This is a genomic window from Bacterioplanes sanyensis, assembly GCF_002237535.1.
GTDB classification, from domain to species: Bacteria; Pseudomonadota; Gammaproteobacteria; order Pseudomonadales; family Oceanobacteraceae; genus Bacterioplanes; species Bacterioplanes sanyensis_A.
The window spans coordinates 2,214,312-2,235,710 of sequence record NZ_CP022530.1 but is presented as its reverse complement, the minus strand read 5'-3'; the positions used below and the strand labels follow the sequence as shown (position 1 = coordinate 2,235,710).

Here is a 21,399-nt window from a genome sequence, read left to right as displayed (position 1 = left end):
ACAAGCTGCAACGAACAATGTGCTGCCATATCAACCAAAGCAGACATTGATACAACCATGAATATTTCGACTGAATGCTCGAGACACGCGTGTTAAGCCAACAAAGGCGAAAAAATCCTGGTACAGATAAAAACCCTCACACACCTGTTCAATATTGGACGAGGATAGTTTGCTTTTCTTTGGCAGAATTTCTCCCAATTAGAGAACTTCTTTGATAGAGCGAAGCCCTCCCCGCTAGCCATTATTCGCCAAAAGCAGGGAAGAACCATTTAACAATACTTGTAGATTTATTAGTTGGACTAACTACTGTGCCAATTGCATACGCACAGCATCCAAGCCAGGGCCAAAACCATTTTCTTTACGCTTTTTCTCAACAAACCCTAAGCGCTGATAAATAGGTGCCGTATGCTGTGATGTCACAATGGCGACAGGCATGTCTCCCAGCTCATTTTGCAGCTGTCGAATGCGCCAACGCACCAGCTCACGTCCAAGCCCCTGGCCGTGATGGCCACGCTCCAACATCCCCCAAGTAAGAAATGCCGTTCCCTCATGGCACATATAACCGCCGCAACCGACAATGGTGTGCTCTTTTAGCATCACGTAGTACGGCGATGTTTTAGCATTCACTTCGTGCTTGAGAAATTCTTCATACTCAGCATATTCATCACTGGCGAAAAATGGCTGCTGGTTGGATCGAAATATCGCCAGGCATGCATCCAGATCGTTGGCTTGATACGCACGCCAGGTAACCGTCGACATGATTTATATCCTTATTAAAAGTGGGCCGTGGACTTTACCATCACAGCTTGAAAAACCGGCGTTTTTACGCGTCAAGGTTGCGCAAATCTATGTTTTTCTGAGGCAGTTGGAGCCAACACTCGCTGGCTCCTCTGAAATGAATTTGCTCGCTACCAGCTACGGCGCTGCAAATAACCCATCATCGCTAATAACAGGAGTTGGGGGCTATGTCTTCGTTTATTTCACCGTCGACTTCTTCTGGATCAACACCGTTGTGTTCCAATATCTGGCGGACGGTTTCAATATGCTTCAGCACCACATCGTAGCGTTCACCGTATTCAAAGCGCGTGACTTCAATGGCTTTGGGCATATAGCTAAAGGCCACTTTCAGTGCATGCAGGCTATCGACATCCATCTTATCTGACATATCACCTCTCCACGGTTATTCGAGCCCTGGCTCACCAGCTGTTAACAGCCAAGTTGACCCTACGGTGGTCACCCACCACAGGGTGAAACCTTTAAGATACTGCCATACCCATCGAAGCGGCACCAGCCTCTAAGGTCATTGGCCAGTGCTGGCTGGAGTGAACAGCCACGGCTTGTTAACCGTCCAACAGCTGGGTGAATTTGTCGCGCAGCAAGTCACGCAGCAGCAACGCCGCTGGAGACACTTGCTCCCGCGTTAATGTGACCAGATTCAGGTCGATGCCGGGAGAGGCATAATCCGGCAACACTCTGACCAACCGGCCCTGGCGTAAGTCATCCACTACATCCAACTTGGACTTGTACATAATCCCGCGGCCCATCAACGCCCAGCGGCGCACGGCTTCGCCATCGTTGCATGTATGTTTGCCACATACTTTGATTTTATAGGGCTCGCTATTTTGCATCTGAGTAGCGATCAGCTCCCACTGGTCATAAGTACGGCCATTTAACTGATACAGAAGGCAATTATGCTGCAGCAAGTCCTGCGGTTGTTGCGGCGCGCCGTAGCGTGCCAAATACTCAGGCGAAGCGCACAGTACTTTTTCCATGCTGGCCAGTTTAAACGCCACCATGGAGGAATCATGTAAACAGCCGTAGCGCACCGCCAGATCAATACGGTCGCGGTAAAAATCGGCGTGCACATCCGTCAGCAGCAAACTGATAGATAACTGTGAATGTTGTTCCATGATGTCATCGATCCACTGCAACAAACGATTGCGGCCAAGGTCCGATGGAGCCGTCACCCGCAAATTACCGCTCACCTGGCCACTGACCGCACGCAGTGACGCTTTACCGGCATCCAAACTGGCCAGTGCCGCACGACAGTAGCCGAGAAAATGTTCCCCCTCTGCGGTAATCCGCAGCTGACGAGTTGAGCGCACAAACAGCTGCACATTTAATTGTTTTTCCAGCCGTTTCAGTGCAGCGCTGGCGCTTGCCGTGGTGATATCCATTTTTTCAGCAGCGCGACTGATGCTGCCTCCAGCGGCTGTGTGTAAAAAAAGAGCCAAGTCATTTGTATTCATTATAAAAAAATCTTTGAAACTGTATCAGTGGATATTCCGTTTATAGCGCATAAGCACCCATGGATAATTCAACCCCGAAAAACGTTTAAAACCGGCAATTCACTTATTAAACCACCCAATCGCTTTAGGAGAAAACTCTTTTCCTAAATAGAGGTTTTCGTACAAGTAAAAAAACAACCAGCACAAACCACCAGGAAATAAAAACACATATAAAAAAACCATAAAACCGTGACAAGCCTCTCAAATCAACAAACGGTAACGCAGAACAACACGACATAAACATAAAACCATTAGAGACCGACATGAAGAACAAAAACCTCCTAACCATATTAAGCATGACATTTATGCTGGCAGTATCCGGCTGCGGCGGTGCCAGCACCGACGGTGACGGCAGAAGCGGTACAGACACTGGCGACAGCACCGCAGACACTGGCGACAGCACCGCAGACAACGGCGGCAACGGCGATAACAGCGGCAACGACGGCAACGACGGCAACGGCGACAACGGCGATAACGGCGATAACGGCGATAACGGCGATAACGGCGATAACGGCGATAACGGCGATAACGGCGATAACGGCGATAACGGCGACAACGGCGACAACGGCGACAACGGAGACAACGGAGACAACGCAGACAACGGAGACAACGGAGACAACGGAGACAACGGAGACAACGGAGACAACGGCGACAACGGAGACAACGGAGACAACGGAGACAACGGAGACAACGGAGACAACGGAGACAACGGAGACAACGGAGACAACGGAGACAACGGAGACAACGGAGACAACGGAGACAACGGAGACAACGGAGACAACGGAGACAACGGAGACAACGGAGACAACGGAGACAACGGAGACAACGGAGACAACGGAGACAACGGAGACAACGGAGACAACGGAGACAACGGAGACAACGGAGACAACGGAGACAACGGAGACAACGGAGACAACGGAGACAACGGAGACAACGCAGACAACGCAGACAACGGAGACAACGGAGACAACGGAGACAACGGAGACAACGGCGACAACGGCGACAACGGCGACAACGCAGACAACGCAGACAACGCAGACAACGCAGACAACGCAGACAACGCAGACAACGCAGACAACGCAGACAACGCAGACAACGGCGACAACGGAGACAACGGCGATAACGGCGATAACGGCGATAACGGCGATAACGGCGATAACGGCGATAACGGCGAACCCTACAACGGACAGATATCGCTGCACGTTCTGTCGCTTGAAGAAAAACGGGCCCTACTCGATGCCCATAATCACTACCGAGCAGAATGTGCCAATGGCCGTGGCGGATTAAATGCCCCGGTTAATGCCGCCAATATGCAAAAAGTATTTTGGGACCCAGCACTAGAAGAAATGGCCAAACAGCGAGCACAAACCTGTTGGTTTGGTCATTTTGGCGGGCCACAATCCATTCGCAACGCATACGACGATGTCCGACATCTGACGTCTTACAATAGTGAAGGCCAAGCTAGGCTGAAATACGCCGCAGAAAATATCGCCCTGTATGCTAGCAACCCACCTGCCTCGAACTACGACAGTAATACCTGGGTTTCCTCAGTAACCCAATGGTACTCAGAAGCCTTTTCTTACGATTGGGACACCAATGGCTGCCATACCGATTATTGCGGCCACTTCGGCCAGGTTTGTGAAGCCACCACCCGCTATATTGGCTGTGCAGTGGCCAACTGCCCGAGCATCGGCGGTGTCGATGCAGCTGGCTACAACGATGGCGCCATGCAGCTGGTGTGCACCTACTGGCCCCAACGTGACACGTCACAACTGCCTTTTGAAGATGGCTATGGCTACAATTGGTGCACAGGCTGTGTTCAAACGGACAGCAAACAGTGCTTCAATAATATGTGCGTTGGCGGAAAAAATACTGAGTTTGAATCGTCCGGTAAGGTGATGGACGAACCCAACCAATGCAGTGATGGTTTAGGCAGGGACGAGCCGCTGTGCGATATAAACAACGATGTGACTCCGCCGACCCCCGTTACTGCATACGACTATGAACTGATTAATGGACAACTGCATCTGAGCTGGAGTGGCGCAACCGATGACCGTAACGTTATCGAGTATGTCCTGACTAGAGACCCAGCATTTGAAACGGACTCTTATCTGCCTTGGATTTATGTGCCGGAAAACAAGTTCGTAGACCAAAATCTTCCGAACAATGTTGATATCGTTACATATACGATTTCATCTTTTGACTTGGCTGAAAATGCTTCTTCGCCTTTCTATATCACCATTAGACTAAACCCGTAGCCAACGGATAGGGCTGCTGCAATGCAGCGGCCCAGCAACTTCCTTGCCGATTTAATTGACAGCAACGCATGGTAGCACCCTTTGACTATTAAGAGCTTTTAACGATTCAGTCGCTAACACTCGCAGCTGAATTTATCGGCCTGCACTTCTGCCACTCAATCAGTACAGGTACATAAATCGGAGGATAAATCGATTTATTAACTGAGCTATTAAGCCCAGAACACAGAGCACCCAAATACAGAATCCCCGAATACAGAACTCAGAGATATAGAAAGTTTAAATCTCTTTTAGAGATCACATGTGTTTAAAAAAACTTAGTTAGCCGACTATATTATTGAACTGAATAAATTTTCGACGAGCGCCATGCTGTTCACTCATTATTGGTGACAGCACGGCACTCAATACCGCTACTTTATCGCTGCCTTATAGCTATTTGGCCCCAGTCTGCAAATAACTGTTGAGGCACTCTGCCATGCTGTTGGCCTCTTTCTCTGTGGCATAACCCGCCAGCAGCTTGATATCGCCGCTCGCCTGTTTCAGCGTTAACGTCACATAACCGATATCTGCATCCAGGCCCAGCATGTCGCGGTGACGAGCGGTAACTGTTGCTCCGGGTTGAGGTCGCAGCGTCTTATACCAAAAGGGTATGCCAGAGACGGCGTATCTTTTTTCGATTTTTCCGTGCTGAATCTGACAGCGCTGCTGATACCCAAGGTTAATCGCGGCAAACATCAGCATGGGAATACCAACCAGCAGCCCAAAAAAACCAAACATCACCACCATTGGCAAGGCGCAAATCAATATCGGCACGGCTAACGCTAATTGTCGTTTGCTGAGTGTCGATATCTCCAGGCCATTTTCCAACATGTTCAAAGTGAAGGTGTTGGTGAGCGAGTTTTCGGCCACCTGTTTAAAATCATCCTGCTGCTGTTGAAAAGCCCCCAGGCTATCGCCCCATACGCCAGTCTGCTGTTGATGTTGTTCACTGGCAGCAGTACCGCTCACGGATTCAATGATGCGCCGTTGCAGCCACAAAGCATCCTGATAACTGCCGATGTGTTTTAACAACGTCATGCGTTTACCACGGAGGCGCAGTACTAATTTGTAGTACTGGGTCGATTTATTACCGGAGCTGCTTCTGAAAGTTTGTTCAATACGGATATTGGGCTCTGTTTCAAAGCTGAACGCGCGCACCGACCTACGTTTGCCCAAGCGGAAAGTGCTCAACAGCAAACGTCCCGGCATGGCTTTCACCGCCAAGCTGGCCGCCAACAAGCGAAACAGCGCCCACAAAGCTGCGATGGCAATAAAGGGCGAAAGCGCTATTAATATGGCCTGTATATCTCCAGATCGCCCCACCTCCATAGCAACCATCGCCGCCATAAAAGCAAAGATTATTGGCATAGCCGTTTTCTGACGACTCGAATTTGCGCGGATTTCGATCCCATCCGCTTGCTGCTTCAAGGTTACCCAACGCTGTACCGACTCATTGCTGTAGTCGCTTGGCGAGCGCACGACATCCGTCTCATCCGCCGTTACCTCCGCACTGCTATCGGATGGCTTAGGCTTAGGCTCAGGTTTCGGTTTTGTAGGCGCCAGTTCGGCCTCAAGCGCAGCATCAGGCATCGGGGCGTCAGACACCTGGGTGTCAGAGATTGTGGGGCTAGACGTCAGGGCGCCAGATGTAGGGGAATCAGCTAGTGAAGTGCGAGTCATGGGCGCGGCCTGAGCGTTAATCACAACATCCACATGCTCAGCAACGGCATCTCTCGCATTGGTGGCCACGGTCTTGGTGTGTGTACCCTCCGCTTCGGCCGCTAGCATAGCCTTCATCTGCAAGACATAGCTCAACAGCGTATTCGGCTGATCCGTTGAACTGTTGCTAACCGGGAGTTTCCAGCTGCGCTCAAACGGCAGCGTGTTGCCGTCGCTATCGCGAAAGGTGCCACGGCAGGTGAGTTGCCAATAAACCAGCCCGGATGGCAACAAGGCCGAAGATCCTGGCAACTCGGCTGGCGGTTTAAACTGACAGGAAACCTGAGTCTCGCCGCTCGGCAACTGCTCCACCTGACAGAGCCGCTTCTCCTGCCAAATATCTTCTTCCACAATCGTTGTATGACTGTCACTGCCGCTGCCATGCGTGCGGCTCAGGCGGCTATAACAGCGCAAGGTCGCCGTCATGTCATCGGCCCCACCCTGAACTAGGGTAAACGCAGCCGCCACACCCGTCTGCAAATCGACGGGTTGCGACAACAATTGCAAAGGCGTGCGTCCAATACGTTTAAAGCGATGCCAACGCAGCAGCGCCCTCACCAGCATCACCGCAGCCATGAACGCCACCAGCAGGGCCAAGATAAAGTGTGGCGCTTGCGGCTCTGCGGCCCAATGAAATGCCAGCCACGAACAGCCCAGCATCACCACCGATGAGATCAAGATCGGCAGACGCTGCTGACCCTTTTGCTCGCTATCAATGTCACTCAATACCAGCCGAGATTGACTCTCATCACCCAGCAAGTACAACCAGCGAAACGTGACCGCGGTCACCAGCAGCAAGATAACGAGCTTGAACACATAGTCGGGCCAGTCCTGCTGGACCACCAACGTAGACTCCGCTGGGTCATTGCGATTCACCATGACCGTCAAGGTGCCGTCACTCGCCGCTTGCTGCAGCTGCTGCAACTTCGTTTCACGAGTGGGGCCAGTAAACACCTGATGTCCTTCGTAAACCTCGCCGTCATAACGGTATTGATAGCGGAAATCACTCCAACCTGGCACCCCAGACGAAGACTCGACCATCACCTGCTGCCAATCTTTCGAGGCATCAATAAGATCGACCGCCAAGCCGACCAGCGTAGACAGCCAAATCGGCAGCAGCACCAAGCCCAACACCAGATAGATAGGAATTTTCAGATACTTGCCAATGACGGGTTTTAGTAGATCGAACAACAGGTTGGTGACGTTCACGCGGCGCTCCCTGGTACGTTATTGTAGCGCCGCCATGGAAGCATGAGCGTTTACCACAGGCAAGTGCAACAGTCACACCAAGAACAATAACGACACCGCCATCCCAGGCTTAGGGTTTTACTACAACAGTAAGGAAAAGTATTAAACAGCAGTGACAGGCGTGCAAATATGCACGCCTGTTTAACCAATGAAATTAATTTTCCACAGTAGAATATTTAAGCGTCACGTTATTGACTTGGTAATCGTCTAAGTTGCCGGTATCGCTACCAAACTGATCCGCCGCAACAAACTCTAGGATATTGTTTCCCTGAACCAATAGCTCAGCCGGAAACTTCACCGACAAACTGACAAAGCTTTTGTCCGCTTGCAGTGGTAATACAACAGCGTCTATGCCATTGACCAGAACACGATTGAACTCAAAGTCTGTATCATACAGCTCCAATGACAACTCGGCATATCCGCCAACTGGAGCCTTATCTAACTGAAAGCTCGCTCCACTGCGACGGTCAGACTGAGGATCATCCCAGCTACTGAAGTTGCCATCGCCAATATGCAATGGAGATGAAATCAATGGAATACTACGTACCAATAAATCCAGCTTAGTAATAGCAGCCGAACCTTCGGTTCCATCAGCATAAACCGGCGTCACCATAAAACTCAAAGGCTGAGGTGAGTTGGATGTATCGAGCGGGATCATAGCGCCATTAGCAAATTCTGAAGCGGTATAGGCAGTTCTGTAATCAAATGACGTGCCGCCACGGCCGACTCGAATAGCATAAGATGCCAACCGAGTATCATCTGCAGGTGTCCAGTTTAGTACCACACTCGAAGATCGGATCTCCGCCGATAAGTCGCGAACGGCTGCTCCTGTCCCATCATTGGTGTTCAAAGCTACGATAGAATTTATATCTGACCCTGGTACTTTGGTCTCTAATGTTTCTGTCGCTAAATCGATTAACTTTACGTAGTTGATCTGATCATAACCAGAGGATGAAATATCAAATACCGAAACCGCACGCCCGATACCAATCTCAACAAAACTACCATTCTCCCCGGAGTCGGATACTAGAACACGGTAGCTTTCGTCTTGCCCACCCTGCGCATCACCCACTTCGTTAACGGTGAAATCCAATCCAGGCTGATCGCCAATGGGAGATGCCATCTTAACTGTCACGTAAGCACCAGGGCCGCCCAGAGACAAACTCGTTTTATCCGTAGGCCCCAAAACATGTTCAAGGCTACTGTTTTCATTGCCGACATTGCCATCGAGAATGAGAGAATCGGCTACAGACACAGCGTTATTGGCGACTGCAGTCGAAGAAAGGCTAACAGCCAAGGCCAACGTGCAAAACTTATTCATGAAAAATCCTCATTGTATAAACTATTCAACGAGATTTTCCCTTTCGCAGAATAAAGGCGCAAGCAGCCTCAGATACAAAACCTTAGCAACGTCCTTATCCTGACTTATTGCTGGACATCCTGCGCCGAAGTTAGCCAAACAGACCCCGCTCAGCAATTTCTTTTCCCATTATTAAGATGTCTTTAGACACAAGAATGCTGCTGCAATTAGCTGACGGCGGCGCCATGCCCTGCATCCGGACATCCAGTTTGCCCCCTTTGAATAACGTACCGCTGACCGCCCGAAGGTGAAGAATCTCGGCTTTGTAAGCCTAAACAGACTGCTGGAGTGTGTTCATATTTATTCACTGTTGCGAACTGCCGGAATCTATTTTATCGAGCGTTATTTTCCTTTTGATTCACCTTTTCAGCCACCTTGTGAGTCACCCTGTAGGGTTGCCACCAGTCGCCGTGGGCCACCGTGATTGCGGTGCTCGCATAAATAGATCCCCTGCCAGGTTCCCATATTTAATCGCCCCTGCGTGATGGGAATACTGACACTGGCACCCAATAAGCTGCTTTTTAGGTGCGCGGGCATATCGTCACTGCCTTCATAAGTGTGGCGATAATAGGGTTCGTTTTCTGGTACAGCGTGATTAAAGAAGCTTTCAAAATCCTGGCGCACGGTTGGGTCGGCATTTTCATTAATGGTTAACGATGCGGAGGTGTGTTGAATAAATAGGTGCAGCAAGCCCACGTTCACCTGGGCCAGCCCTGGAAGCTGCTGCAGTAACTCGTCGGTAATCAGATGAAACCCTCGAGGTTTCGCTGCCAGCTGCAGTTGTTTTTGCATCCACATAACTTTGCTCCGGTGTTAGTTCGAATACGGCCATTAAAAAAGGAGACCGAAGTCTCCTTTGTTTGATCGCTGATGTTCTAGCAGAACATCATGCTCAACGAATCATGGGAGGCATTCCACCCGGCGGCATACCGCCTCCGCCACCGCCCATTCCACCTGGACCGCCCATTGACCCCATGGCGCGCATCATTTTTTTCATGCCGCCTTTGGCAGTGACTTTTTTCATCATTTTTTGCATTTGCTTGTGCTGTTTCAGTACACGATTCACGTCCTGAATCTGAGTACCCGAGCCAGCGGCAATACGTTTTTTGCGCGAGCCGTTGATTTTATCCGGAAAGCGACGCTCATCGCGGGTCATGGAGCAAATAATGGCTTCCATTTGCTTAAACTGACCTTCGGCAGCGTTGGTCTGCTTGGCCATGGCACCGATGTTGCCCATGCCTGGCAGCTTTTCCATCATGGAGGTCAGACCGCCCATGTTTTTCATCTGCTGGATTTGATCCAAGAAGTCTTCCAGGTCAAAGCCTTTGCCTTTTTGAATCTTCTTGGCCAGCTTATCGGCTTTGGACTTGTCGATCTTACGTTCGGCTTCTTCGATCAGGGTCAGTACGTCGCCCATGTCGAGAATACGTGACGCCACCCGATCGGGATGGAACGGCTCCAAGGCATCGGTTTTTTCACCCATGCCCATAAATTTGATCGGCTTGCCGGTAATGTGTCGTACCGACAACGCGGCACCGCCACGGGCATCACCGTCGGCTTTGGTCAGCACCACACCGGTCAACGGCAGTGCTTCGCTGAACGCACGCGCAGTATTGGCAGCGTCCTGGCCGGTCATGGCGTCGACCACAAATAAGGTTTCGATCGGTGTAATAGCAGCGTGCAGGCGTTTGATTTCCGCCATCATGGCGTCATCGATGGCTAAACGACCTGCAGTATCCACCAGCAGCACATCGGCCTGCGCACGACGCGCGGCATCGATGGCGCCATTGGCAATGTCGACCGGGTCTTGATCGCTGCTCGAGGGGTGGAACACAGCCCCCACCTCACCAGCCAGAGTTTCCAGCTGTTTGATGGCCGCCGGACGATATACGTCAGCCGACACCACCATGACTTTTTTCTTCTCACGTTCAGCCAAGTATTTGGCCAACTTGCCCACGGTGGTGGTTTTACCCGCCCCCTGCAAACCTGCCATCAACACCACAGCTGGCGGCTGGGTGGCCAGGTTCAGGCCTTCGTTGGCCTCGCCCATGACGCTCATCAGCTCTTCATGAACGATCTTTAAGAACACTTGCCCTGGGTTCAGACTTTTCAGCACCTCGGTGCCGATTGCGCGCTCTTTAACCTGATCGGTAAAGGCTTTTACCACCGGCAAGGCAACATCGGCCTCCAGCAGCGCCATGCGCACTTCACGCACGGTACCTTTAATGTTGTCTTCGGTGAGCTTGGCCTGGCCAGAAATGCTTTTCAGCGCATTGCCAAGGCGGTCGGTAAGACTCTCAAACATCTCTTATGACTCATGCCCAATAAAATAAAGCGGCAGTATACCGGCATGTCTGCCTGACTGCGACCGCCTACTTCCCCCCTTGTCTGCCATGTGCGACACTGCTCGGCTTGCGAGTGGTTCGCTCAGGGAGAATCTGATTTCCGTTATGACAGGATTCATGTTTGCTGCACCGGCGGCCGGTTTGTATATCTTCAGCGCCGTGCGTCAGTGGCTGACATTGCGTGGTGAAAGGCCCGCTAACCGTGGCCTGGTGTTGTCTGCCGCGATGATTGCTTCACTGCTGCATCTGGGGTACATAGGCACCGACATGTTAATGGGCGAAACCATTAACTTTGCGTTTTTCGAAGTTGGCTCACTGATTTGTTGGGTTATCAGCCTGCTGCTGATTTTTTCCAGCTGGCGCAAGCCGGTCGACAACTTGTTTATTGGCCTTTACCCAATGGCGGCGGTGATACTGCTGCTGGCGGCAGCCTCCAATCAACACGTGCCGCTGGCTAACGTCAGCTACGGCTTGGCCTGGCACATATTGCTGGCCATTTTGGCCTACAGCGTATTTACCATCGCTGCGGTGCAGGCTGTGTTGCTGTATTTGCAGGATCGCAGCCTCAAACGCCACCAAACGCGTGGTTTGCTGCAGTCGCTACCGCCACTGCAAACCATGGACTTACTGCTGTTTGAAATGATTTGGCTGGGCATGATGCTGCTCAGCGCAGCGTTTGTCATTGGCTGGCCGTTTGTGGTCGATCTGCAGCAACAGCACCTGCAGCATAAGGTGGTGCTGTCGCTGATTGGTTGGGCGGTGTTTGCGGTGTTGCTGATCGGCCGTTATCGCTACGGTTGGCGCGGCACAGTGGCCAGTCGCTGGACCTTAGCCGGCACCGGATTGCTGGTATTGTCCTACTTCGGCTCGCAGTTTGTGCTGCAGATACTGCTGCAGCGCTATTGACAGTATTTCGGCACTGCCTATGATGACGGGACCTTAGTCCATACAGGATCCCGTCTTGAACGACGTTCCCTTAAGTGTGCTGTTCAGCATACTTGGCCTTCTTATTATCTTTTCCGGATTCTTCTCCAGCTCTGAAACCGGCATGATGTCGCTAAACCGCTACCGGTTGCGCCACCTAGTCAAAAGCAAACACCGCGGCGCCGAACGCGCGGCCAGCTTACTGGAAAAACCCGACCGCCTGATTGGCACCATTCTGACCGGCAATAACCTGGTGAACTTTGCTGCCGCCGCCTTGGCCACCATCATCAGCCAGCGCCTGTGGCCCGACAACCCAGATCTTGCCGTGTTCGTGAACACCATTTTGTTTACCCTGGTGGTGCTGATTTTCGCTGAGTTAACGCCAAAAACCCTGGCCGCCATTGCGCCGGAGAAAATCGCCTTTCCAGCCGCGCCGATTTTGGCCGGGCTGCAATGGATGCTGTACCCCTTTGTGTGGCTGGTGAACACCATCGCCAACGCGCTGCTGCGTTTGATTCGCGTGGATGTGAACAATCCCACGCCCGACAGCCTCAGCACCGAAGAGCTGCGCACCGTGGTACGCGAAGCAGGTGTGATGATTCCCAGCCGCCATAAGCACATGCTGCTGAGCATTCTCGACCTAGAGAAGATGACCATCAACGACATCATGGTGCCGCGCAGCGACGTCGTCGGCATCGACCTGGACGACGATGAAGACACCATTCTTGAGCAACTGCGCAGCACCGAACACACACGCATGCCGGTGTACCGAGGTGAGCTGAACCAGGTGGTCGGGGTGTTGCACACACGCAATGTCAGCCGTTTTTTGAACAATGGCCACAAACTGCGTGACGGCATTATCGAATCCTGCCGCGAGCCGTACTTTATTCCCGAGAATACGCCGCTGCACACGCAGCTGTTTAACTTCCAGAAGAATCAGCGCCGCATCGGCCTAGTGGTGGATGAATACGGCGATATTCAGGGCATTTGTACGCTGGAAGACATTCTGGAAGAAATCGTCGGCGAGTTCACCACCGATGTCGCCGCTGCCAGCTCACCGGACGTTCATCCGCAAGCCGATGGCAGCTATCTGATCGACGGCACCGGTTTTGTCCGTGACATCAACCGCGCTTTGGGCTGGGAGCTGCCGACCGACGGCCCGAAAACCTTTAGCGGCCTGATCGTTGAGACGTTGGAGTTTATTCCCGACAGCCCGGTCTGCCTTAAGCTGCAGAACTACCGCATTGAGATTGTCGACATCGCCGACAACATGGTGCGCACCGCCAGAGTCACCCTGGCGCGTTAACCCCCGCTTCGGCAAAGCTGCGGCCCTCGCCCCTGTTCACTGCAACAGGGGCTGAACAGCCACGCAAATCCCGCTACAATGCGCGTTTCTTTTGAACAACTGGCAGTCAAACTCCATGACCGACACTAACGCACGCAAAATTCTGGTAACCAGTGCTCTGCCGTATGCCAACGGCTCGATTCACCTAGGGCACATGCTGGAATACATTCAAACTGATATTTGGGTTCGTTTTCAAAAGTCGCGCGGTCACATGTGTACTTACGTGTGTGCCGACGATGCGCATGGTACTGCCATTATGCTGCGCGCTGAAAAAGAAGGCATCACGCCCGAGCAGCTGATCAACAATATGAAAGCCGAGCATGAGCGCGATTTTGACGAGTTCCAAATTGAATTCGACAATTTCTACTCCACTCACTCGGATGAAAACCGTGAGCTAGCGGCACAGATTTATCTCGCCTGTCGCGATAAAGGCCATATTGCCACACGCAAGATCAAGCAATTGTACGATCCGAAAAAAGAGCTGTTTCTGGCCGATCGTTACGTGAAAGGCGAGTGCCCTAAGTGCGGTACTGGCGATCAGTATGGCGATAACTGCGAAAGCTGCGGCGCCACTTACACCCCGGCGGAGCTGAAAAATCCGTTTTCGACCATTTCTGGCGCCACACCGATCGAAAAAGAATCCGAGCACTACTTCTTTAAGTTGCCAGATTTTGAAGCCTTCTTAAAAGAGTGGACACGCAGTGGCACACTGCAAGACGAAGTGGCCAACAAACTGGCGGAGTGGCTCGATAGCGGCCTGCAAGAGTGGGATATCTCCCGCGATGCGCCCTATTTCGGTTTTGAAATTCCAGATGCTCCGGGCAAATATTTTTACGTTTGGCTGGATGCACCGATCGGCTACATGGCCAGCTTTAAAAACCTATGCGACCGCCGCGATGATTTGAACTTTGACGACTACTGGGCCAAAGATTCAGACGCTGAGCTGTATCACTTTATTGGCAAAGACATCGTCAACTTCCATGCCCTGTTCTGGCCATCCATGCTGTCGGCAGCGGAATACCGTACGCCCACCGCAGTTAACGCGCATGGTTTTGTCACCGTCAATGGCGCCAAAATGTCGAAATCGCGCGGCACCTTTATTAAGGCCCGCAGCTATCTCAACCACGTTAATCCGACTTACTTGCGCTACTACTTTGCTGCCAAGTTAGGCAGCGGCATTGATGACTTCGATCTGAATTTTGAAGACTTTACCCAGCGCGTCAACACTGACTTGGTGAACAAGCTGGTGAATATTGCCAGCCGTACCGCCAACTTTGTCAAAAAAGCCGGTGGGCAACTCAGCAGCGACTGCGCTGAGCCACAAATGCTGCAGGACTTTATTGATCGTGGCGATGTCATTGCCGAGCATTACGAGAAGCGTGAATACAGCCGTGCCATTCGCGAAATCATGGCTCTGGCCGATCGCGCGAATGAATACATTCAGGAAAAAGCCCCTTGGGCAATGAACAAAGAAGAAGGCCGCGAGCAAGAAGTGCTGGACGTATGCTCCGTTGCCCTCAACCTGTTCCGCCAATTGATGACTTATTTGGCGCCGGTATTGCCTGAACTGGCTAAAAAAACCTGTCAATTCCTCAACCTAGAGTCACTCAACTGGGATGAGCGCCAGCAACTGTTGTTAGGCCACAGCATCAATAAGTTTAAGCCGATGCTGGCGCGTATTGAGCTGGAAAAAGTCGAGGCGATTTTGGCTGATACTCGCGCTGAGCAAGAAAAAGAAGCCAAACTGAATCAGCCCAAAGACGCTGCTCCAGCCAAAACCGAGAAAAAATCCAGTAAGCCGGCCAAGCGCGAAGATGGCTCCGAGGCCATTGCCGATGAGATTCAATTCGATGATTTTGCCAAAGTAGATTTGCGCATTGCTCGCATTGTCGAGGCCCAGCACGTCGAAGGCGCCGACAAGCTGCTGCAACTCACCCTAGACATTGGCAACGGCGAAACGCGCAATGTCTTCTCTGGCATTAAATCCGCGTATCAGCCCGAAGACTTAACCGGCAAGCTGACGGTGATGGTCGCCAACTTGGCGCCGCGCAAAATGAAATTTGGCCTGTCAGAAGGCATGGTGCTGGCCGCCGGCCCAGGCGGCAGCGACATCTGGCTGCTGGAGCCGCACGACGGTGCCCAGCCTGGCATGCGTGTGATGTAACCATAAGCGCCGGCAACCGCCGGCGTTTTATTTTTCAGGAGCACAATCATGATCCGACTGCTTGGTATGGTGTGCGTGGCAGCACTGTTGTGGCCAACGTCGCTGTGGGCGCAAACCTTTCTTTGGCAAGTCAGCAAAGGCGATCAACGCATCTGGCTGGGCGGAACCATTCATTTACTGAAAGCCGAAGACTACCCACTGCCACAGGAATTTGAGCACGCCTACAGTCAAGCGCAGCATCTGGTGTTTGAAACCGACATCAGCGCCTTGGGTAACCCGCAAGTGCAACAGAAAATGGCACAGCGCATGCTGTTGCAACCTGGGCAATCGTTACCAGCGCTGTTGAATAATGATGCCCGTCAGGCACTGATTCGGTACGTCGAAAAAAATGGCCTGAGCATGGATCAGCTGCGCGACTTTAGTCCGCAATGGGTCGCCTTACTGATCACCGTGGGTGAATTAAATCGCCTGGGCATGAACCAAGAAGGCGTTGATGCCTATTTTGACCGACTGGCACGTGAGCACGGCAAAACCATTGGCGAACTCGAAAGCGTCGGTGAGCAAATCGAATTTATCGCCACCATGGCCGAAGGCCGTGAAAGTGAGCTGATTTTGCAAACCATCGCCGATACGGCATTGCTGGCGCAGCAAATGGACGGTCTGCGCGATGCCTGGCGCCAAGGAGACAGAGCCACCTTGAGCCGCCTGGGCCTGGACCCCATGCGCAGTGATTACCCCAAGGTGTACGACAGCTTAATTGTGAAGCGCAATAACAATTGGCTGCCTAAAATCGAGCGCCTATTTCATCAACAACCCAACGCCCTGGTATTGGTCGGTGCGCTGCATTTGGTTGGGCCAGATGGCCTGCTGCAGCAACTGCAACAAAAGGGTTATCACATTGAGTACTTTGGAGATTGATCAATGAATGCAATATGGACGGCCATTTTGTCCGTATTTATGGTGTTTGCCGTCAGCGGTGAAGCCGAAGCCAAACGCTTGGGCAGTGGCGGCCTAGGCAAGACACACAAAACTGCGCCACAGCAAAAACAAGCCGAGCCCAGCAGCCAACGTGCGGCGCAGAACGGCCAGCTGAACCAGAAAAAGCAGAGCAAAATGCCCGCCATTTTGGGCGGTTTGCTGGCCGGTGGCTTATTTGCCTACTTACTGGGCAGCGGTGCCTTTGAAGGCATGCAGTTGATGGATTGGTTATTGATCGGTGGGGTGATTTTGCTGCTGGTCAAACTGCTGAAAAAACCGCAGCCACAAGCTCGCTACGCCCACGACGGGCCAGACCTGAAAGACGCCACCGACTTTAATCACCCGTCCAGCAGCAACAATGATATCGAGCTGCCCGAAGGGTTTAATCGCGCAGCCTTTTTAAACGGCGCACTGGATCATTACCGTACCTTGCAGCAAGCGTGGAACGATGGCGATATGAGTGTGATTCGCGAATACATGGCGCCACAGCTGTGCGACGCACTGGAACAACAGCGCCGTGGCTTAATGGTGCCGCCGCGTACGGAAATCTTGGATTTAAACGCAGATATCGTCCGTGCCGGTCGCCACGGCCAAACCGCTTACATCAGTGTGCTATTTCGTGGTCGCTGCAAGGACGATTTAGAACGTAGCGAAGACGGCATCTTCGACGTTTGGCACCTGGAGCGAGCGCTGGATCAAGACAGCGCCCCGTGGATGGTGGTCGGCATTGAGGCCGAATAACACACCATATCGATCATGCGGCGTTTAACGCCGCATTTTTTTCACCTTTTTCAACGCCATGTTGCGTTTTAACGCCGATAAATGGTCAATAAACAAGGTGCCTTTTAAGTGGTCGATTTCGTGTTGCATCACCACCGCTAAGAAATCATCGCGGGTAACGCTAATCGGATTGCCATCACGATCCAATGCATTCACCGTCACTTGCGCAAAGCGCTCAACATCGGCTGAATAGCCCGGAATCGACAAACATGCCTCCGGCCCCACGGCCGAGCCATCGCCTTCGTCAATGCTGGGGTTGATCAAAATCAGCGGATCGTTTTGATCCTCCGACAAATCGATCACCACCACCGCCAGCGACTCACCGACTTGCGGCGCTGCCAAGCCGATGCCATTTTCGGTGGCGTATAAAGTTTCCAGCATATCGTCGATCAGGGTTTGCACCTGAGCAACGTCGTCTACCGGCTTAGCCGTCTGCGCCAAAACAGGATGCGGCGCAGTTAAAATCTCTCGAATCATACAAGCACTCGGTAAAAACGCGCATGATACCGAAAGTTAACGCCGCTGTACTGCAACTCATTGTTACTGCTGGCTTACCGGTCAGACATGACCAACGCCCCGAGCAGCTGACGGTCGCTGTCGCTGCAGCACAGCTCACCTGACAACAATCGATTGCACAGGATGCCCATGACGGCACTGTAGGTCGCATCGGCCAGTTCCGTACCGACTATGCCCGCGAACAAGGAGCGGTAGTTGTTCTGACTGAGCCGCATCACCGAATCCGTGGCAATGGCCGCACCACCAATCACCTCGGTGTAATCCAGCGTCAACTGTAGCTCTGCACGAAAGCGCGGCAACCAAGCATGAATCAGTTCGATCAGCCGCTCGACTTGCTGGCCGGGATCAGCCTGGTTTGACTGCTGCTGAGGCGACGCAAACTCTCGGGCATCGGCGGCAATGATGGCTTCCGTAGCAGCGCTAAATAACGCTTCTTTGCTGGCAAAGTAGTGATACAGCTTGCTCTTACTGACACCCAGCTGCTCCGCCAACTGGCGCATGCCCAATTGGCGATAGCCATGCTGCAAGAACACCTCGGCCGCCTGCAACGCGAGTTCGGCGCGGTAACTGTCGTGATCAATGATTTTTGGCATGACTCCTCCGTAGCGACATGATACTTCCCCAATGGAAAAAGACCACTTGGTCGATAAAGTTGACACCCGGGGCTCTCGTGCCTTATCTTTTTGGACCACGTGGTCTAAAAAGGCTCTGCAGATGAAAATCCAATGGCAACCCACCGCTCCCCGCAGTGGCTGGCAAGGCAACATCGACCGCTTTATCGGACCCGGCGCCAGCAAAGCCGAGGCCTGGCTGCAACTGGTTGTACCTTTATTAGCCGCCATCAGCGTATGGATTTGGGCGCCGTCTTGGGGCCCATTACAGTTACTGCTGGCCATTGTGCTGGCAGCAGATCTGGCCGGCGGGATTGTTACCAACGCCACCGCCAGTGCCAAACGCTGGTACCACAGGCCTGGCCAAGGCAAGCGCCAACATATGAGTTTTATTGCTCTGCACTTTATTCAGCTAACACTGTTCAGCATTGTATTTATGGACTTTGATCTTGCCTGGATCGCCGCCAGCGGCGGCTACTTACTGCTCGCCAGCTGGACCATAGTCAGCGTGCCCTTATATTTACAGCGCCCAATTGCCATGACTTTATTTGCCGTAAGTGTAATGCTTTCAGAATATTGGCTAACCGTACCGGCTGGGCTGGAGTGGTTTTTACCGCTGTTCTACTTGAAGCTACTGCTGAGCCATTTATTGAAGGAAGCGCCTTTTTCACCAGATTCGTAAAGCGATGCAGGAAGACTTGTTCACGTTAGCGAACTCAACCCCATTGAGAAGCAGCTTTGCTAGACCTTTAACACACATTCCTTTAGCATCCACCGCCCTAATCAACCTCCAACCAGACTGGTGGCTTTATGTAATTTCCCGCTTCAACACATCGATGCAGAGCCTCTGCAGGCCGCATGACGTCTGAAGTTTTTGGAGATTATATAATGGATACACGAGTTAAATACCCGCGCACACCGCATTTGCCTTGGTCGCCCGGCGCCAGCCGTGACGATGTTTATCTGGCCGATATCAGCCATTTTATTGGTAAACACGTCGTCATTACCGAAAAGATGGATGGTGAAAACACCTCCTTGTACCGCCATGGCCTGCACGCCCGGTCGCTAGACAGCCGCCACCACCCGTCTCGTGACTGGGTTAAAGCGTTGCATGCCCAAATTGGCTATCGAATTCCGGCAGGCTGGCGAATTTGTGGCGAAAACTGCTTCGCCCAGCATTCAATTGGCTACCACAACCTAGACAGCTACTTTTTAGCCTTTTCCGTCTGGAATGAGTACAACCTGTGTTTGTCATGGAGAGAGACGCAAGATTTTTTGCACAAGCTGGGCCTAACGCCAGTACCCGTGATATTTGAGGGTCTATTTGATGCCGAAACCGTGCAGCAAATTCGCGTCGACACCCGAGCCTCTGAAGGCTATGTCGTACGCAGCGCCGGTGAGTTTGCCTTTGCAGACTTTGCCAATAACATCGCCAAATGGGTGCGCAGCCATCACGTGCAAAGTCAGCAACACTGGATGCATCAAGTCATTAAAGCCAATGGCCTAAGGAGCCCATCATGAGCCGCCTAAATGCCCAGCAACAGCGTTTAAGCCAGTGGTTTGAGCGCCTTGCGGATGGCCAGCACACCAACTTATTGGAAGCCATTGAAGTACTCTCTGACGATTTGCCCTGGTTACGTCGCTTAGCGGATACGCCACAAGATCCGCAATGGCATGCGGAGGGCAATGTTTTTATCCACACACAAATGGTGTTGGATGAGTTGTATAAAATATTGCCCACCAAAGCCTTTACCCGTGAGGAAACATTGCTGCTGGTATTGGCGGTAATCCTGCACGACATTGCCAAACCCGAAGCCACACGCAATAAAGAAATAAACGGCATTGATCGAGTGGTGGCCAGCGGCCATGAAGAGCTGGGCATGGCCTATTTGGCGCCACGTGTTGCCCACTGGCCGCTACCACATCGAGTGAAAAAACACTTATTGGGCCTAGTGGGTGCTCATCAAAAGCCCAAACTACTGGTGGTAAAAGACTGCGCTCGCCATGACTATTTCAACTTGGCTCGGCAGGCACCTCTGCACTTGTTTTATTACCTAGAGCTGGCCGATATGCGCGGCCGAATTTGCGACGACCTTAGCGCACAAGTTGAACTGCTAGAGCTGTTTAAGTTGTATGCCAAAGACTTTGGCTTTTGGCGCAGCGATGTTGAAGACGTGTGGCTTAAGCAAGCAGAGCAAGCCCTGCCAATGCACAACGACAAGGCAAAAAACTATTTAAGCCAGCACAGCCTGCTGTGCTTTTCGCAAGGGAAAATCTCTCAGGCCGAAGAAGGCATTGCCATGGGCTTTGGCCAACGTGACAGTCATGGCCACTTAGAAATTCTGGTAGGCATCAGCGGCAGTGGCAAAAGCAGTTGGATCAGCAAGCACAGAGCCGACTGCCAAGCCATCAGTTTGGATGAGCTACGGCAGGAGATTAACGGCGACCGACAAGACCAAAGCAACTTTGGCAGCATTATTCGCGAAGCGAAAAAGCGTTTAAAAGCGGCACTGGCAAACGGTCAGCATGTGATCTGGGATGCCACCAGTTTGCGGCTAGATTTTCGTACGCCGCTGGTAGATATTGCCCTCGCTTATAAAGCCAAGGTCAGCCTTATCTGCTTTTGGGTTCCACTGCAGCAACTGCAACAACAAAACGCCTCTCGGCAATATTCTGTGCCCAATGAAGTCCTACAAAAGCAGCTCTATAGCTGGCAATGGCCACTGCCGAGCGAAGCCCATGAGTTAATTTATGTGGACGGGGATGGCGAAACCTTACCTTAGGCCATGGCAGTTATAAGGGCATCAGCAATGCAGGATCTACTCAT

At 52.1% G+C, this 21,399-nt stretch carries 18 protein-coding genes; 9 read left to right on the top strand and 9 right to left on the bottom strand.

Annotated features, from left to right (window positions below):
• Positions 1-303: 303 nt before the first annotated feature.
• The 3 genes from CHH28_RS10450 to CHH28_RS10440 form a co-directional block, all read right to left on the bottom strand.
• Positions 304-759 (bottom strand): GNAT family N-acetyltransferase, encoded by a 456-nt coding sequence (locus tag CHH28_RS10450; protein WP_094060256.1) that lies wholly within the window; start codon positions 757-759, stop codon positions 304-306.
• Positions 760-943: 184 nt separating this feature from the next.
• Complete coding sequence (locus tag CHH28_RS10445; RefSeq protein ID WP_094060255.1) at positions 944-1,165, bottom strand: penicillin-binding protein; 222 nt, start codon at positions 1,163-1,165, stop codon at positions 944-946.
• 175 nt (positions 1,166-1,340) lie between these two features.
• Positions 1,341-2,249, bottom strand: a complete 909-nt coding sequence (locus CHH28_RS10440) for a LysR family transcriptional regulator (RefSeq protein WP_094060254.1) — start codon at positions 2,247-2,249, stop codon at positions 1,341-1,343.
• A 344-nt stretch (positions 2,250-2,593) separates the two neighbouring features.
• On the opposite strand from CHH28_RS10440, the gene CHH28_RS10435 reads away from it, so the two are divergent.
• On the top strand, positions 2,594-4,546 hold the full coding sequence (locus CHH28_RS10435) for a CAP domain-containing protein (protein WP_094060253.1): 1,953 nt from the start codon (positions 2,594-2,596) through the stop codon (positions 4,544-4,546).
• A gap of 429 nt (positions 4,547-4,975) precedes the next feature.
• On the opposite strand, the gene CHH28_RS10430 is transcribed toward CHH28_RS10435, so the two are convergent.
• The 4 genes from CHH28_RS10430 to ffh form a co-directional block, all read right to left on the bottom strand.
• Complete coding sequence (locus CHH28_RS10430; protein WP_094060252.1) at positions 4,976-7,510, bottom strand: hypothetical protein; 2,535 nt, start codon at positions 7,508-7,510, stop codon at positions 4,976-4,978.
• A 193-nt stretch (positions 7,511-7,703) separates the two neighbouring features.
• Complete coding sequence (locus CHH28_RS10425) at positions 7,704-8,870, bottom strand: hypothetical protein (RefSeq protein ID WP_094060251.1); 1,167 nt, start codon at positions 8,868-8,870, stop codon at positions 7,704-7,706.
• Positions 8,871-9,275: 405 nt separating this feature from the next.
• Complete coding sequence (locus CHH28_RS10420) at positions 9,276-9,707, bottom strand: secondary thiamine-phosphate synthase enzyme YjbQ (RefSeq protein WP_094060250.1); 432 nt, start codon at positions 9,705-9,707, stop codon at positions 9,276-9,278.
• A gap of 94 nt (positions 9,708-9,801) precedes the next feature.
• Positions 9,802-11,214: a signal recognition particle protein gene (gene ffh, locus CHH28_RS10415; protein WP_094060249.1), complete on the bottom strand. Its 1,413-nt coding sequence runs from the start codon at positions 11,212-11,214 to the stop codon at positions 9,802-9,804.
• A gap of 145 nt (positions 11,215-11,359) precedes the next feature.
• On the opposite strand from ffh, the gene CHH28_RS10410 reads away from it, so the two are divergent.
• The 5 genes from CHH28_RS10410 (at position 11,360) to CHH28_RS10390 (ending at position 17,406) form a co-directional block, all read left to right on the top strand.
• Positions 11,360-12,160 (top strand): cytochrome C assembly family protein, encoded by an 801-nt coding sequence (locus CHH28_RS10410; protein ID WP_157729872.1) that lies wholly within the window; start codon positions 11,360-11,362, stop codon positions 12,158-12,160.
• A gap of 55 nt (positions 12,161-12,215) precedes the next feature.
• Positions 12,216-13,484 (top strand): HlyC/CorC family transporter, encoded by a 1,269-nt coding sequence (locus tag CHH28_RS10405; protein WP_094060247.1) that lies wholly within the window; start codon positions 12,216-12,218, stop codon positions 13,482-13,484.
• A 115-nt stretch (positions 13,485-13,599) separates the two neighbouring features.
• Complete coding sequence (gene metG / locus CHH28_RS10400; RefSeq protein ID WP_094060246.1) at positions 13,600-15,687, top strand: methionine--tRNA ligase; 2,088 nt, start codon at positions 13,600-13,602, stop codon at positions 15,685-15,687.
• Positions 15,688-15,735: 48 nt separating this feature from the next.
• The gene (locus tag CHH28_RS10395; RefSeq protein WP_094060245.1) at positions 15,736-16,605 is read left to right on the top strand and encodes a TraB/GumN family protein; all 870 of its coding nucleotides are present in this window, start codon (positions 15,736-15,738) and stop codon (positions 16,603-16,605) included.
• 3 nt (positions 16,606-16,608) lie between these two features.
• A complete protein-coding gene (locus tag CHH28_RS10390; protein ID WP_094060244.1) occupies positions 16,609-17,406 on the top strand; it encodes a Tim44 domain-containing protein in 798 nt (265 codons plus the stop codon).
• Between the two features lie 24 nt (positions 17,407-17,430).
• Here the strand turns inward: CHH28_RS10390 and def are convergent, their stop codons facing one another.
• Positions 17,431-17,922, bottom strand: a complete 492-nt coding sequence (def, locus tag CHH28_RS10385) for a peptide deformylase (RefSeq protein WP_094060243.1) — start codon at positions 17,920-17,922, stop codon at positions 17,431-17,433.
• A gap of 74 nt (positions 17,923-17,996) precedes the next feature.
• The gene (locus CHH28_RS19885; RefSeq protein WP_157729871.1) at positions 17,997-18,554 is read right to left on the bottom strand and encodes a TetR/AcrR family transcriptional regulator; all 558 of its coding nucleotides are present in this window, start codon (positions 18,552-18,554) and stop codon (positions 17,997-17,999) included.
• A 121-nt stretch (positions 18,555-18,675) separates the two neighbouring features.
• Here CHH28_RS19885 and CHH28_RS10375 point away from each other — a divergent pair, with 121 nt between their 5' ends.
• The 3 genes from CHH28_RS10375 (at position 18,676) to CHH28_RS10365 (ending at position 21,355) form a co-directional block, all read left to right on the top strand.
• On the top strand, positions 18,676-19,254 hold the full coding sequence (locus CHH28_RS10375) for a hypothetical protein (protein ID WP_094062049.1): 579 nt from the start codon (positions 18,676-18,678) through the stop codon (positions 19,252-19,254).
• Between the two features lie 206 nt (positions 19,255-19,460).
• Entirely contained in the window at positions 19,461-20,093 is a 633-nt protein-coding gene (locus CHH28_RS10370; protein WP_094060241.1) for an RNA ligase family protein, read from the top strand.
• A complete protein-coding gene (locus CHH28_RS10365; RefSeq protein WP_094060240.1) occupies positions 20,090-21,355 on the top strand; it encodes an AAA family ATPase in 1,266 nt (421 codons plus the stop codon). The genes CHH28_RS10370 and CHH28_RS10365 overlap by 4 nt, the downstream gene beginning before the upstream one ends.
• Positions 21,356-21,399: the final 44 nt, after the last annotated feature.

Bases quoted from the DNA above. Each gene is read 5' to 3' on its own strand.
- CHH28_RS10420 (WP_094060250.1), bottom strand. From the start codon at position 9,707: ATGTGGATGCAAAAACAACTGCAGCTGGCAGCGAAACCTCGAGGGTTT.
- CHH28_RS10450 (WP_094060256.1), bottom strand. From the start codon at position 759: ATGTCGACGGTTACCTGGCGTGCGTATCAAGCCAACGATCTGGATGCA.
- CHH28_RS10435 (WP_094060253.1), top strand. From the start codon at position 2,594: ATGCTGGCAGTATCCGGCTGCGGCGGTGCCAGCACCGACGGTGACGGC.
- CHH28_RS10395 (WP_094060245.1), top strand. From the start codon at position 15,736: ATGATCCGACTGCTTGGTATGGTGTGCGTGGCAGCACTGTTGTGGCCA.
- CHH28_RS10370 (WP_094060241.1), top strand. From the start codon at position 19,461: ATGGATACACGAGTTAAATACCCGCGCACACCGCATTTGCCTTGGTCG.
- CHH28_RS10375 (WP_094062049.1), top strand. From the start codon at position 18,676: ATGAAAATCCAATGGCAACCCACCGCTCCCCGCAGTGGCTGGCAAGGC.
- def (WP_094060243.1), bottom strand. From the start codon at position 17,922: ATGATTCGAGAGATTTTAACTGCGCCGCATCCTGTTTTGGCGCAGACG.
- CHH28_RS10445 (WP_094060255.1), bottom strand. From the start codon at position 1,165: ATGTCAGATAAGATGGATGTCGATAGCCTGCATGCACTGAAAGTGGCC.
- metG (WP_094060246.1), top strand. From the start codon at position 13,600: ATGACCGACACTAACGCACGCAAAATTCTGGTAACCAGTGCTCTGCCG.
- CHH28_RS10425 (WP_094060251.1), bottom strand. From the start codon at position 8,870: ATGAATAAGTTTTGCACGTTGGCCTTGGCTGTTAGCCTTTCTTCGACT.
- CHH28_RS19885 (WP_157729871.1), bottom strand. From the start codon at position 18,554: ATGCCAAAAATCATTGATCACGACAGTTACCGCGCCGAACTCGCGTTG.
- ffh (WP_094060249.1), bottom strand. From the start codon at position 11,214: ATGTTTGAGAGTCTTACCGACCGCCTTGGCAATGCGCTGAAAAGCATT.
- CHH28_RS10390 (WP_094060244.1), top strand. From the start codon at position 16,609: ATGAATGCAATATGGACGGCCATTTTGTCCGTATTTATGGTGTTTGCC.
- CHH28_RS10365 (WP_094060240.1), top strand. From the start codon at position 20,090: ATGAGCCGCCTAAATGCCCAGCAACAGCGTTTAAGCCAGTGGTTTGAG.
- CHH28_RS10410 (WP_157729872.1), top strand. From the start codon at position 11,360: ATGACAGGATTCATGTTTGCTGCACCGGCGGCCGGTTTGTATATCTTC.
- CHH28_RS10440 (WP_094060254.1), bottom strand. From the start codon at position 2,249: ATGAATACAAATGACTTGGCTCTTTTTTTACACACAGCCGCTGGAGGC.